General features: G+C 58.4%; 14 protein-coding genes and 1 tRNA gene. 6 read left to right on the forward strand and 9 right to left on the reverse strand.

Annotated features, from left to right (window positions below; genetic code table 11):
- Positions 1-119: 119 nt before the first annotated feature.
- The 8 genes from ABJ076_RS01370 to ABJ076_RS01405 all read right to left on the reverse strand — a co-directional run bounded on the left by ABJ076_RS01370 (position 120) and on the right by ABJ076_RS01405 (position 5,775).
- Entirely contained in the window at positions 120-1,043 is a 924-nt protein-coding gene (locus ABJ076_RS01370) for a glycosyltransferase family 2 protein (protein WP_348191379.1), read from the reverse strand.
- Positions 1,030-2,079: a glycosyltransferase family 2 protein gene (locus ABJ076_RS01375; protein ID WP_348191376.1), complete on the reverse strand. Its 1,050-nt coding sequence runs from the start codon at positions 2,077-2,079 to the stop codon at positions 1,030-1,032. Before ABJ076_RS01375 ends, ABJ076_RS01370 begins: the two co-directional genes overlap by 14 nt.
- Before the next feature lie 270 nt (positions 2,080-2,349).
- Positions 2,350-3,204: a polyamine aminopropyltransferase gene (speE, locus tag ABJ076_RS01380; protein WP_348191373.1), complete on the reverse strand. Its 855-nt coding sequence runs from the start codon at positions 3,202-3,204 to the stop codon at positions 2,350-2,352.
- A complete protein-coding gene (gene speD, locus ABJ076_RS01385) occupies positions 3,201-3,710 on the reverse strand; it encodes an adenosylmethionine decarboxylase (RefSeq protein WP_348191370.1) in 510 nt (169 codons plus the stop codon). Before speD ends, speE begins: the two co-directional genes overlap by 4 nt.
- Before the next feature lie 285 nt (positions 3,711-3,995).
- Positions 3,996-4,394, reverse strand: coding sequence for a RidA family protein (locus ABJ076_RS01390; RefSeq protein WP_348191367.1), 399 nt, complete (start codon positions 4,392-4,394; stop codon positions 3,996-3,998).
- A gap of 15 nt (positions 4,395-4,409) precedes the next feature.
- Positions 4,410-4,637 (reverse strand): DUF1289 domain-containing protein, encoded by a 228-nt coding sequence (locus tag ABJ076_RS01395; RefSeq protein WP_348191364.1) that lies wholly within the window; start codon positions 4,635-4,637, stop codon positions 4,410-4,412.
- A 110-nt stretch (positions 4,638-4,747) separates the two neighbouring features.
- Positions 4,748-5,317, reverse strand: coding sequence for a DJ-1/PfpI family protein (locus tag ABJ076_RS01400; protein WP_348191361.1), 570 nt, complete (start codon positions 5,315-5,317; stop codon positions 4,748-4,750).
- Between the two features lie 384 nt (positions 5,318-5,701).
- Positions 5,702-5,775: transfer RNA gene (locus tag ABJ076_RS01405), tRNA-Gly, on the reverse strand.
- A 274-nt stretch (positions 5,776-6,049) separates the two neighbouring features.
- Here ABJ076_RS01405 and apaG point away from each other — a divergent pair.
- The 6 genes from apaG to ABJ076_RS01435 all read left to right on the forward strand — a co-directional run bounded on the left by apaG (position 6,050) and on the right by ABJ076_RS01435 (position 12,751).
- Entirely contained in the window at positions 6,050-6,442 is a 393-nt protein-coding gene (apaG, locus tag ABJ076_RS01410; protein WP_348191358.1) for a Co2+/Mg2+ efflux protein ApaG, read from the forward strand.
- 110 nt (positions 6,443-6,552) lie between these two features.
- The gene (gene folE / locus ABJ076_RS01415) at positions 6,553-7,176 is read left to right on the forward strand and encodes a GTP cyclohydrolase I FolE (RefSeq protein ID WP_348191553.1); all 624 of its coding nucleotides are present in this window, start codon (positions 6,553-6,555) and stop codon (positions 7,174-7,176) included.
- Between the two features lie 134 nt (positions 7,177-7,310).
- Complete coding sequence (locus ABJ076_RS01420) at positions 7,311-8,762, forward strand: TrkH family potassium uptake protein (RefSeq protein WP_348191356.1); 1,452 nt, start codon at positions 7,311-7,313, stop codon at positions 8,760-8,762.
- Positions 8,763-8,787: 25 nt separating this feature from the next.
- Positions 8,788-9,957, forward strand: coding sequence for an acetylornithine deacetylase (gene argE, locus ABJ076_RS01425; protein ID WP_348191355.1), 1,170 nt, complete (start codon positions 8,788-8,790; stop codon positions 9,955-9,957).
- A 122-nt stretch (positions 9,958-10,079) separates the two neighbouring features.
- Positions 10,080-11,828: an L-arabinonate dehydratase gene (araD, locus tag ABJ076_RS01430; protein WP_348191352.1), complete on the forward strand. Its 1,749-nt coding sequence runs from the start codon at positions 10,080-10,082 to the stop codon at positions 11,826-11,828.
- 257 nt (positions 11,829-12,085) lie between these two features.
- Complete coding sequence (locus ABJ076_RS01435) at positions 12,086-12,751, forward strand: HAMP domain-containing sensor histidine kinase (RefSeq protein ID WP_348191350.1); 666 nt, start codon at positions 12,086-12,088, stop codon at positions 12,749-12,751.
- Positions 12,752-12,760: 9 nt separating this feature from the next.
- Here the strand turns inward: ABJ076_RS01435 and otnK are convergent, their stop codons facing one another.
- Complete coding sequence (gene otnK / locus ABJ076_RS01440; protein ID WP_348191347.1) at positions 12,761-14,029, reverse strand: 3-oxo-tetronate kinase; 1,269 nt, start codon at positions 14,027-14,029, stop codon at positions 12,761-12,763.
- Positions 14,030-14,034 lie beyond the last annotated feature (5 nt).

A 14,034-nucleotide genomic window follows, 5' to 3' on the forward strand; every position in this document is an offset into this window, starting at 1 on the left:
TTGAGAGCAATCGCAGTGACGACATACTGATTGGCGTCTCGAAAGCACAGCTCGGCACCCCTTCGACTGCCGGCTTAGATAGCCCATAGAACCTTTGGATCTCAGGGGCCATCTGAGTCTCAGGCAGCCGGTCGTACGTCCCGCCCGAGTACAGCATGCATCACACCGCGCCCTATTCCGCCAAGCTTTTCCAGCTTGTCGTCCTCGAGCAGAATGAGCTTGGCCAGATCAATCAAAATCGACGCGGCCTCGAATGCAAAAAAGGCCGGCAACCGGAAACCGTGTGCCCACCAGACGCGCATGCGGTTGCGGTAGATGTAATACCGGCGGAAACCAGAATGGCTGTTAAAGCGAAAATCCCGTCCCAATAGCCGTTTTTGCTCGAACTCGCCCAGCCGGTGTTCCAGCCCGGCATCCCCGACTGCAACCAGCCCCCAGCCGAACCGTTTCATTCGGAAAGCGAAATCGAAGTCGATATAATCGACAAAGAAGTCCTCGCGCATCATCCCGACTTCCCGGAAGACCTCGGCCTTCACGAGGCTGCCAGAGGCTATGACAAAGGCAACATTGTCGAGCACATCGCCCGGCCCAAACCGTACAGGACGGAAGTCAAAGGCATGCTTCGAGATATAGGCCCGGGCTTTCAATGTGCCTTCTGCATCGTGCAGACGCGGCGCCACAAGACCGATCCGATCTGGAGCCGGATGGCTGGCATGTGCGGCCAGCAGGGCCGCAACCATGCCCGCGTCGGGAACACTGTCATCGTCAAGCAGCAGAACCCAGTCTGCGCCTTCTTCCAGTGCCAGCCGGATACCCTGGTTCTGGGCGGCTGCGAGCCCAACATTCTCGTCATTTAAAACGAGCTTGATCTTATTATCGTGGGCTTCGGCCGCTTCTCTCAGTTTGTCTGTCACCTGATCGCCAGAATCGTTATCGACGACGATGATACGGCCGACCTGCGGGGTCAGCGCTTCCAGCCCACGGAACAGCCGTTCATCGGACTGGTAGGAGATAATAACGGCGGCAACGCTAGTCTGCTGCATGTTCCACCCCGGTTGACGGGACCGGTCCCGCTTTGTTTTCGCGCCGGATCGGCCGACGGTCGCCTTCGCTGGCGAAGATTTTTACAGGATTCCAGCTCAATGCAGAAAGAAACGTGCACTTTCCCGCCTTTCGGCCAGCCTGAATCTCGGCCCGTTGTTTCATGACGGCAGGGAAAGCACGAAGCGCATCCCTGATTGCCCTCACACGGACAGGGCTGTCGCCGCGCACGGGACCAAGCAGGACAATGAGCGCAAGCTGGGCGAGCAGCAATGGCAAGAAGAGATGGAACACGGGTGCTGGCATCGTACGCAAGAATGTCCAGATCCGGTTCCGCGTGATGTGATAGCGGGAAAAATCCGAATTTTCTCCCGCAATTGCGGAAGCGACATGCCGGACCCGTGCACCGACAAGCTGGATGCAACGCTCGCCGGCGAGACGGAACCTCAGCCCAAGCTCCACATCTTCGTAATAACAGAAATAGGTCTCGGCAAAGCCGCCGACAGCTTCAAACACATCCCGTCGGTAGAACGCGGCGGCAGCACAGGGGCCCATCACTTCCGCATCCTCCGTCACAAGCGAAGCAGGCTTCAGCCGGTCGCCCCGCCAGGCAAGGCCAAGCGGGCTGTAATGATCTCCCGCACCGTCAAGCAGCGCCGGATCGCTGTCGAGAAGCTGGGTCGAGCCGAAGACAGAGATGCCATCATAGCGAACAACAGCATCCGCGAATGCCTGGAGCCAGCCGGGATCGGCAAAGGCATCCGGATTCAGCAGGGCAAGCCAAGTGCCCTGCGCCTGCCGGGCAAGCAGATTGTTACCGGCGGCAAAGCCTATATTTTCCGGGCTGCGCACCACCTTGGCCGGAACGCCGAGATTGCTCAGGTCAATATCATCGCCGTCCGGAGACCCGTTATCGAGCACCAAGACGTCAAAATCGCGAAATGTCTGCGCTTCCAGCGCCGCCAGGCAGCGGGGCAGATACGTGCCCGAGTTATAGGCGACGACAAGGACGGTGATCAGTGGCGCTCTGGCTACCATGCGAGTCTGCAAGTTGCTGATTTTTCATGACCATAGCATGGCCTTATCTCCGCTTTCGAGCCCAGAGAGACAATTCGTGCAAACAAAAGGGGCTCGTCAGTGACGAGCCCCGTAGGGAGTGTCTCGGAAGGATCACTTTGTCAGGTTAGAGGGATGCGCGAAAGCGCTCCTGACCGTGATTGATGCCGCTGGGGGAAACGGCGTTTCCTTGAAACTCAATGTAGCGGTCAGCCGTAAAGAAAGCCTTAAAAGAGCATCTAAAAAACGACGTCAGTCCAAAACCAGCAACTTGCGGATAAACTGGGGCAGACCGAAAGCACCGGCATGGGCTTCGGGCGTGTAGTAACGGCAATCCACTTCGGCCGCTTCGAACCGCTCCGCAATCACCGGAACAGGAAGTTGCCGCAAAGACTTGTCGTCGCTTGCCCAACCGAAAGCCATTAGCCCTCCCTGATAGGTCGGCACCGCCGCCGTGTAGAACCAGACATCGGCAAAGTACGGACTAAGGCGATTGAAGCTCGTGGTAACCTCACCGCCCTGGACAAACGGAACCCCGTTCTGGGTGACAAGAATGCCGCCATCCGTCAGGCATCGCTTGCATGCCTTGTAGAAGCTTTCCCGGAACAGCACTTCGCCCGGTCCGATGGGATCGGTCGAATCGACAATGATTACATCCCAATGGCCGTCCGTCTCCTCGACGAACCTCGCCCCATCCGCGAATTGCAGATCAAGCCGGGGATCGTCGAACGCACCATTGCTGAGAGACGGCAGATGCTCGATGCACATATCGACCACACTGCGATCGAGCTCGACCATGGTCACCTGCTCAACCGATCTGTGGCGCAGCGCTTCCCGCGCCATACCGCCATCGCCGCCACCGATGATCAGGACGCGCTTCACCCGGCCATGGGCTAGAATCGGCACGTGCGTCAGCATCTCGTGATAGACGAACTCGTCGCCCTCAGTGGTCTGGACGATACCGTCCAGCGCCATCACCCTGCCGAAGGTACGATTCTCGAAGATAATCAAGTCCTGGTGCTCCGTCCGTTCCCGGAAGAGCACGTTGTCGATTACCAAACGTTGTCCGTAGCCGCTGTGGAGGGTTTCGCAAAACCACTCGCTCATACGGTCAGGCCCCGTTTCAGGTCGTTGAGCTGGATCGAGTCGGGACGGAAGGCCCGGCGCAGCACTGCAATCGCCTTGTGCGGCTCCGCATCTCCGCACATGAACACGTCGAGCGCGGCATAGCCCCGCTCCGGCCACGTATGGATGCTGATATGAGACTCAGCAAGCACCGCAACACCCGACACTCCGCCGTTCGGCGTGAAGTGATGCAGGTGAATGTGTAGCAAGGTCGCCCCGGAAACCTCGACGGCTTCGCGCAGGGTTTCCTCGACATGCGCGAGGTCATCCAGCCGCGAGGCGCCAACCAGATCGATGATCAGATGCGTGCCGGCAAAGACCAGCCCATCCTTCTTCACGAAATGATCGAGAGATGCATCCGAATGCGTCGGTGCCAGTTGAACGACCGTGCCATCGATATTGGCCGTGCCGGTGGTGTCGGAATTGGTTCTGCTCGGTTGAGTATCCGAGTCCATCCCCAAATCAGCGAAGGCGACGTTTTTATCCATCAACCCCTCCTATCCAGTAGATGTCCCAGTTACCCCGTCGCATCCCGCTTGCCGCAACACCGTTGGGCGGAATGGTCTGGCGTTCCTTTCGCTCCGCACAATGCGGATGTAAGCGCGGCGTTCTGAGGCTTTTCGCCCCCGGTAGCAAGTTAAATCTGACCCGCCGCTCGAAAAAGTTCGACCGGGAGCACGCCAAGTCATCGCGGCGCCCTACCGGTCGTGTCTTTCTAAATACAAAATGCGCAATAAGTGCGCCTACGTCAAGTGGGGAACCTGACGAATTTTTCAGCGTGGACGCAAGGCGATGCAATCGATTTCGACAAGTGCCTTCCGGGCCAGCCCGGTGACCCCAACACAGGTCCTCGCCGGCCGCGTTTCGGCCCCGAAATACTCCGCATAGACCCCGTTCATCGCATCGTAGTCACGCTCGAATTCCGTCAGGAATACGCGGGCGGAGACAACGTGGCTAAAATCGAGCCCGAGCCCCTCAAGGACCAGCCGCAGGTTTTCCATAGTCCGGCGGGTCTGCGCCTCGACGCCATCCGGCAGCGGTCGCGTATCATCGTCGGGATCAGTCGCTAGCTGGCCGGTGATCAGGCACCAGTCATCGATCTCCACGGCATGGCTGTACGGCGCGACCGGAGTCGGCGCCTGATTGAATAAATGAAATACCGGTCCCGTCATGCCGCGTCTCCTCAATCAGTCCACACTGGTCGCCGTACCGGCCCTGCGTCGGTTTTTGCGGCGCAACCTTGGCGCGGCCGCGCCACGCCGGTCATGCAGCTCTGCAATGATCTGAAGTCTGCGCTCCCCGTCGAAACCGGACCAGCCCGAAATCTCCTCGATCGTCCGCCAGCAGCCGAGGCAGTGGCCGCTTTCGCGGTCGATCTGGCAAACGGCAACGCAGGGAGATGGGATGTCAGACATATCGAAAATCTCGCGACCGCAATTTCAGAACACAGAAGCATTCCAGATAAGAAAACGGCGTGGATCAAAAATCCACGCCGTCTGCGTCAGTTTATGATCCGAAAGCGGCGTTAAGCGGCTTCGGTCACGTCGCTTTCGAAAGCGTTGACCAGGGCTGTGAAGCTCTGGATCAGCTCAGCGATGCCGTCGACGCCACTGGCGGTAACCAGGTTGCCCTCGGTCACGGAAGCAACTTCTTCCCAGCTGGCACCGGCGGCTTCGAGAGCCTCACGGGTGTCGGCGGAAGACGTAACAGTCCGGCCTTTGGCGTCTTCGATAGTGACCATCAGGGACGTGGCGTCGCCGATCAACGCAACCGGCATTCCGGCGCGCATGAATGCTTTCAGCACGCGCTGGGCGTGGGGGTCTTCAGCCAGCTTCTCGACGCCACGGACACCGCCCGGAATAACAAGACCGGCATAATCGACGGCAAGCGTGTCAGCCAAGTCCGCGTCAACCGGGAAGAAATGGCCCCAGGAACCGTCGTACCAGCCATTGACGAGGCCGGTGGCGCGGGAAACGGCTTTGACCGTTGCGCCAGCGGCAAGCAACTGCTTTTGGGGCTCGACGAATTCGACTTCATCGAAACCGTTGGCGACCATGATTGCGATATTTTTTCCGGTGAGCGGCTTGTCCTGCATCTAGTTCTCCTTTTTCTAGCGTCTCGTCGGGTGCGGCGGGGCCGGAACGGTCCTGGATCAATATACTCCCGGTATGCACCGAAAAACCGGATGCCGGAAAGCAAGTCTGATCAAAACGCCGAATGTGGGCTGGATCCCTCAACACCCGGTCAAGGCCGGGAGCGGGATCGAAACAATTGAAACCGACGAGCATTAGCTCGCGGCGACGGGGATAGCGAAAATCGAGACTAAATTCAAGTCAAGAGATGTGCATGGCTGCGTTGCGCGGATAATCCGGGGCCGTGCATGTCGACAAATTCCCGCTTCATCCGAAGATCCTGTCGTCTCTGCATCGGATGCAACGACTCCCATCGTTATCGTCAGCAAAGGCACGATTGGCATCGCTGGAGCGGGTGAAGGGAATCGAACCCTCGTATTCAGCTTGGGAAGCTGATGTTCTACCATTGAACTACACCCGCGACGCCGCCAAAGATGCGCAAGCTGCGCCTTGCTTACAAGTGAAATCGATTCTGAAGAATTTCCCTTCAATTGAATGCATATCGAATGACAGCCCCATATAGTCACGACATGGTGAGAGATTGTGCAGCCGTTGATGCTTGCCCGACAGTTGGCCGAGGCGCGCGTTGCGCGTATGTAGACTCTTCGGAAATTCGCTCCACATATAGTTCGGACACCAGAAGCGCCAGTAGCGAGGGCCAAAGGTAGCGGCGGCGCGGGTGAGGAGTAAAAAGAGTGTACAGCGAGACAACGGGCGCGATCAGGGTGTTTGTTCAGCCTCATTATCTTCCGGATCATTCGGACCCGGAGGAACATCGATTTGTTTGGGCCTACAAGGTCACGATCGAGAATCTAGGGGATGAGGACGTTCGCCTGCGCGCACGTCATTGGGAAATTACGGATGCTCTCGGGCGCCAACAGAAAGTCGACGGACCAGGCGTTGTCGGCGAGCAACCAGTGATCCGACCGGGCGAAAGTTTCGAATACACAAGTGGCACACCTCTCGGGACGCCCTCGGGCTTCATGAGTGGTCATTACGACATGACCGGCCCGGACGGACACATTTTCACTGTTTCGGTACCCAGTTTCTCGCTGGATTTACCGGAATCGGCCGGACGGCCAAACTGAGCGGATGCGCAGATCGGGCATCCATTGGGAACACTGAGGGCGTAACCCCATCACAATTCATGCGCCCTTGACCGAGAAGGAATTCAAGAATGTCGCCTTATGACAACGCAATGCGGACAGATGCCGCGGCGAGCCAAGATGCCGACGTCAAAGTTGTCGGATCTCGCCCAACGCGCGAACAAGCGGAAGCGGCGGTCCGTGTCCTCATCGAGTGGGCTGGAGACAACCCAGACCGAGAAGGATTGCTGGATACACCGGCACGCGTCGTGCGCTCCTATGAAGAACTGTTCAAGGGCTATCACAGCGATCCCCGAGGCTATCTCGAGCGCATATTCGAAGAAACCGAGGATTATCACGAGATGGTCCTGTTGAAGAATATCCGCATGGAATCCCACTGTGAGCATCACATGCTGCCGGTCGTCGGCAGGGTCTCCATCGCTTATATGCCAAACAACCGCGTGGTCGGTGTCAGCAAGCTGGCGAGGGTCGTCGAGACTTTTGCAAAGCGGCTGCAGATACAGGAAAAAATGACCGCGCAGATTGCTCATTCGATCCAGGACGTGCTTCAGCCCAAAGGCGTTGCCGTCATGGTCGAGGCGGAACATCAGTGCATGACGACGCGTGGCGTGTGCAAACCGGGCGCTAGCATGGTCACCAAGACATTGACCGGCTGCTTCAAGGAGGATGCTGAGCTTCGGAAGGAATTCTTCGACCTGGTCGCGAATGCCAACTGACGTTTCTCTAGCCGGGACCTGAACATCGGGGGCGCAGCCGCAAGGCAGCGCCCCTTTTCCGTTTCGGTGCTGGACATCCGGCGCGAGCCAGTCCAATGATCCCCGCTCTGTGCAAATGGATTTGGAGCGCGGACTTGGTCGCCATTGGTCCGGTCCTTCACATCGTCGGTCTTCTCATGTCGATCATGGCCGTGGCCATGTTGCTGCCGGCCGGTGTGGATCTCATCGTTGGCAATTCCGATTGGGAGGTTTTCACCGGCGCGTCTGCGTTGTCCCTCTTCATCGGCGTCTCGATGATGTTGAGCACTAAGAGTCCCTCCGCAACCAATCTAAGCCTGCGTCAGGCCTTCCTGCTGACCACCCTCAGTTGGCTTACGATCGCCACAGTTGCGGCTCTGCCCTTCGCCTTTTCCCAACTCGACATGACCGTCGCCGATGCGTTCTTCGAGAGCATGTCGGGTGTGACTACCACCGGGGCGACCGTTATCGTCGGGCTCGACCACGCACCGCCAGGCATCCTGCTCTGGCGTGCCCTGCTTCAATGGCTCGGCGGAATCGGTATTATTGTCATGGCCCTTGCCGTGCTGCCGATGCTCAGCGTCGGCGGCATGCAGTTGTTTCAGACCGAAGCGTTCGATGCGCCGGACAAAGTGGTGCCTCGCGCGGCGCAACTTGCAGGCGGAATCAGCGGCATCTATCTGGCCTTCACAGCAATTTGTGCGACAGCACTATGGATCGCCGGTTTGCCGGGATTCGACGCCATCACCCATGCCATGGCAACGATAGCAACTGGCGGCTATTCGACCCGCGACGATTCCATTGGCCACTATGACAGTGCCCTGGTGGACTGGATCGTCTTTGTAGGCATGATCGCGGGCAGCCTGCCGTTCGTCTACTATCTGCGGATGATGCGCGGATCGCTCCGCCCGCTGTTCCAGGACAGCCAGGTGAAGTGGTTTCTCGCCATCGTCGCAATCGTGGTCTGCACCGTCTCTCTGTGGAACTGGCATGTGCTTGATTTCGCGCCGATGCAGTCGGTGCGGTACGCCGCCTTCAACATGGTCTCGGTTATGACCGGGACCGGGTTTACCACGACCGACTACGGAAACTGGGGAGGGTTCCCGGTCACCCTCGTCATGTGTCTGATGTTTGTCGGCGGATGCGCCGGGTCGACGACCTGCGGCATCAAGATCTTCCGGATCCAGGTGCTCTATGCCACCGCGCAGGTACAGATCGAGCGGTTGCTGCGCCCGCACGGCGTTTTCATTCCCTACTACAACCGCAAACCGATCCCTGAGACAGTGTCGGAATCGGTGATGGGTTTTTTCTTTCTCTACATGCTGTGTTTCGGGGCACTGTCGGCCATGCTGGCCTTTATCGGCCTTGACTTCATTACCGCCGTATCCGGAGCAGCAACCGCGATCAGTAATGTTGGCCCCGGCCTTGGCCCAATCATCGGACCGGCGGGCAACTTCGACTCGCTGCCAGACAGTGCAAAATGGCTCTTGTCATTCGGCATGCTGCTCGGCAGGTTGGAGCTGTTCACCGTCCTGGTGATGCTCTCTCCCTCCTTCTGGCGCCGTTAGGCGCTGCCCGGAAAGGTATCGCGACATGAGCGAGATGCTCGCCCAATCCATTTCCATGCTCGACCGTCTGGTCGCCTTCGACACAACGTCCCGGCTCTCCAACCTCGCGCTGATCGATTTCGCGCGGGACTATCTGGAAGGCCACGGTATTCCGACGCGCACGACCTTCAACGAGGATAAGACCAAGGCCAATCTCTGGGCCACCATCGGCCCGGAAGACAGGGGCGGCGTCGTGCTCTCCGGCCATGTCGACGTGGTTCCCGTCGACGGCCAGGACTGGAGCGCCGAGCCGTTCAAGATGTGGGAAGCCGACAAGAAACTGTTCGGACGCGGCACCGCCGACATGAAGGGCTTCTGCGCCATCGCGCTGGCCATGGCGCCGGAGATGAAAAAGCGCGGCCTGAAGACTCCGATTCATCTCGCTTTCTCCTACGACGAAGAGATCGGCTGTATCGGCGTGCGCGGCCTGATCAAGGACATGACGGAGAACCTGCCTCTACCAATCGCCGTCGTGGTCGGCGAGCCAACCGGTATGAAGATCATCGGCGGCAACAAGGGTAGCCGCAGCCTTGCCGTTGTGGTTCGTGGCGTGCCCGGTCATTCGAGCGAGCCCCATCGCGGCGCCAACTCCATCATGTTCGCAGCGCGGATCATTAACATGCTGGAACAGATCCAGACCGAGCTTCGCGAAAACGCTCATGAGGACAGCCCGTTCGATCCGCCCTACACCACAATCGATCTCGGGATCATCGAAGGCGGTACCGCGCATAATATCATTCCGGAGTTTACGAAGTTCCGCTGGGGTATGCGCCTGCATCCGGGGGACGACGGCGAAGCCATAGAACAGCGTGTCCGCGACTATATCGAGAGCGAGCTGAACCCGGCCCTGAAGGCAGTCTCTCCGGAAGCCGGCGTTACCATGGAAATGGTCAATGACGTGCCGCCACTTGTACCGGACACAGAATCCGCCGCCGAAGACCTGATCCGTCATCTGACCGGCCTAAACCAGTCAGGCGCGGTGTCCTTTGGAACCGAAGCCGGCTTCTTTCAGAAAGCCGGCGTTCCGGGCGTGATCTTCGGCCCCGGCTACATTCAGCAAGCTCATCAGCCGGACGAGTTCATCGAAATCAGCCAGGTCCAGGAATGCGTCGAGTTCATGACCAAGCTGACGGACTGGGCCGCGCAAAACGGCTGAGTCGGAACGGCTCTCGCTCCAGTCAGCATCTTGACCGCGTCGCGAACCGGTGAGACGGTTCGCGACAGTTAAAAAACGTCTGGTATCAAAATCGGACGATGGTCAAAGGGGAGACCGGCGCGATGGCCGAGGACAATTCCAAAAAGAACGATCCGAACAAGGGAAAAAGGCGATCTTCCGACTGGTACGGGAAGGCCGACAAGGATGGCTGGGCGCATCGTTCCTGGATGAAGAACAGAGGCATTCCAGCCGATTTGTTCGACGGGCGTCCGGTGATCGGCATCTGCAACACCTGGTCTGAATTCAATCCCTGCAACGCCCATTTCCGCGATATCGCGGAACGGGTGAAACGCGGGGTCTACGAAGCCGGCGGCATGCCGGTTGAGTTTCCTGTTTTCTCGACATCCGAGAGTCAACTCCGACCGACGGCGATGCTGTACCGGAATCTCGCGTCTATGGACGTGGAAGAGGCGATTCGCGGCCTGCCGATGGATGGCGTCGTGTTGCTTGTCGGCTGCGACAAGACCACGCCGTCGCTGATGATGGGGGCGGCAAGCTGCGATCTCCCGACTATCACGGTTTCCGGCGGCCCGATGTTGAACGGCCACTATCGCGGCGAATTGGTCGGCAGCGGGACCCATGTCTGGAAGTTCTCCGAGATGGTCCGCGCCGGCGAGATGACGCTGCAGGATTTCATGGATGCCGAGCAGGACGGCGCCCGTTCCGCCGGTCATTGCATGACCATGGGGACCGCCTCCACAATGGCATCGATGGTGGAATCGCTTGGCGCCGGACTGCCTCACAATGCGGCGATCCCCGCTGTTGATTCCAGGCGCAATGTACTCTCGCAGATGGCCGGCCGCCGCATCGTCGATATGGTGCGGCAGGACATCAAGATGTCGGACGTGCTGAAGCGCGAGAATTTCGAGAATGCCATCATGGTCAATGGAGCGATTGGCGGATCGACCAATGCCGTGGTCCATTTGCTCGCCCTCGCTGGACGGATGGGCATCGACATCACACTGGACGATTGGGACCGGCTGGGCCGGGACGTGCCCTGCCTGCTCAACCTGATGCCGTCCGGTGACTTCCTGATGGAGGACTTCTTCTATGCCGGCGGTCTGCCCGCGATCATCCGGGAGCTGGAAGGCTACATCCACAAGGATGCGCTGACAGTCAACGGACGGACGCTTTGGGAAAACAACAAGGACGCGGAATGCTGGAACCGGGAGGTCATCTTCCCGCTGGACAAGCCATTCAAACCGAATGGGGGCATCGCCGTCCTGCGCGGCAATCTCGCGCCCGATGGCGCCATCATCAAGCCATCCGCCGCCTCGCCGGAATTGATGAAGCATCGCGGGCGTGCCGTGGTGTTTGAAACTATCGAGGATTACAAAGAGAAGATCGACGACCCGGATCTCGATATCGATGAGACCTGCATCATGGTGTTGAAAAACTGCGGCCCGAAAGGATATCCGGGCATGGCAGAAGTCGGAAACATGGGTTTACCGCCGAAAGTCCTTAAGAAGGGCATCAAGGACATGATACGGATTTCCGATGCCCGAATGAGTGGGACCGCCTACGGCACTGTGATCCTGCATTCAGCACCGGAGGCCGCCGCCGGCGGGCCGCTGGCCTTCGTCCAGAACGGTGACATGATAGAGGTCGATGTCGATGCGCGGCGCATGCACCTCGACGTTTCGGACGAGGAGATAGAGCGCCGTCGGGCTGCCTGGCCCGGGTTCGAATCGCCCTATGACAGGGGCTATTCCAAACTCTATGTTGATCATGTGGAACAAGCTGACAAGGGCGCGGACCTGGACTTCCTGGTCGGGCGCAGCGGAACGCCGGTCATGCGCGAATCACATTAACAAAATCTTCTGATTTCAGTGCGATCATTTCGGCTGCATTCCGATACTAAAGTATGCAACGATTGATGAACAATCGTTCCATAACGCGCCGAAGTGCTTTGCACTGAAATCAAAAAACACTTTAATGCTGCGGCGTCGTTACCTTTAATTGGTCACAAGCGGCGCGTACCGGCATGAAAACGACGCATATATCGGATAGGTCCGGCGCATCGGATAGCGCAGGGACAGAGACAAAACCTAACGGTGAGAAGGAATTCGTGACCGACATTGCGCATGAAATGCGTAATGCATTGAGCGCGCTTCGTGCTTACACGCATCTCCTGAAGGTCGAGAAGCATGGCCCGCACAGCCATCCTCAATATCAACGCTATTCGACGGTGGCCCATGATGCTGCCGAGGCACTGGTGCGTATCTGCGACCGATTACTCGACGGAGATGAGACGGACACATCACGTCCCGCCTCGCCAACGGATGCAAAGGCTGTCTCCCAAAACACTGCCGAACGATACATGGCACTGGCAGGCGAGAAAAACGTTTCGCTATATGTCCAGTTCGAGCAGGGTTTTCCATCCCTCCCGATCCCTCAGACAATCCTCGAAGACGTACTCGGTAACCTGATCACGAATGCGATCAAGTTCACCCCATCGGGCGGAACCGTCGCAGTGATCGGCAAATGCGATCCGAAATCCGGTGCGGCGATCATGGTGATCCGCGATACCGGCGTGGGGATGTCGCCCGAGAAGCTCTCGGAAGTTCTCCAGTTCCTGCCGGTCAAGCCGGCGGAAGGATCGGAGGGCGAGCTCGGTACCGGCCGGGGCCTGTCGATCATGAAATCACAGCTCGTGCCCTACGACGTGGATATTGAAATCAGGAGCAATCCCAATTTCGGTACCTCAGTCGCTCTTGTCTTCCAAAACGCTTAGCCGCATCAATTAGGGCATAGCCGCCAACGCCTTGGCAAAGAAATCGGGGCCGCCAAAATTGCCCGACTTGAGCGCCAGTGCGATGGGCTCGTCATCCAGCGAGACCGTTGCGGGGACCCCCGGATCAATCTGTGCACCGATCCGAAGCCCTGATACATCGAGCGCAGACACAACGGCACCAGACGTCTCGCCACCCGCGACCACAAGCCGCCGGACCCCCGACGCAATCAGTCCTTTCGCAATCCCGGCCATTGCCTCTTCGATAAGCGCTCCCGCCTCTGCACGGCCCAGACGCTCCTGTATTGCACGCACTGTCTCCGAGGGCTGGCTGGCATAAACCAGCACAGGGCCTGCCGGAATCTTCTCACGCGCCCAGTCGAGCACTTCCTCAACCACGTTCTGGTCATCCGCCAGACGCAACGGGTCAATGCCAAAGGACGGATGATCCGCCTTGAACCGATCAATCTGCCCGAGTGTCGCGACGGAACAGCTCCCAGCGAGAACTGCGGCATGACCCGGAATAGCTGGGATCGCGTCGGCACCGGCTGTTTCGTTCAGCAAACCCTGCCGCCGGTAGTTCTCCGGAAGCCCGAGGGCGATCCCTGAGCCGCCGGTGATCAGCACAAGATCAACTAGAGAATAACCGATTGAAAATAAATGGCGATCCAGAACCGCATCGACGATTGCGACACCACCACCGGCCGCTTTCAAAGCACTCATTTCAGCCGAAACAGCCTCTGATCCAGCTTCCACGGTAGCGAATTGGATCAATTTAACTGATTTTTCAGTTTGTCGTTGCAGGACCGACACGAGATTGCTGTCTGTCATCGGCGTCAGAGGATGATTCCGCATCGGACTGTCGGACAATAGCTGATCTCCGACGAACAGATGGCCTTTGAAAATCGTCCGCCCCGTCTCGGGGAAAGCCGGACAAGCAATGGTGAAGTCCGTCTTCAGATCGGCCATCAGTGCGTCCGTCACCGGTCCGATATTACCTTCGTCGGTCGAATCGAATGTGGAGCAATATTTGAAGAAAAACTGACGGCAACCCGCATTTTCCAGCCATTTCAAAGCGGCACGCGACTGAGCGACGGCTTCCTCCACCGGGTTGGTTCGCGACTTTAGGGCGACGACGATGGCATCGGCCTCGGGAACAACCTTGTTCTCGTCGGGGACACCGATCAGTTGCACGGTCCGCATACCGCCACGCACGAGCATGTTCGCAAGGTCCGTTGCTCCGGTGAAATCGTCCGCGATACAGCCAAGAATTGGCGCCATAACCG

Source organism: Nisaea sp. (genome assembly GCF_039990255.1).
Lineage (GTDB): Bacteria > Pseudomonadota > Alphaproteobacteria > Thalassobaculales > Thalassobaculaceae > Nisaea.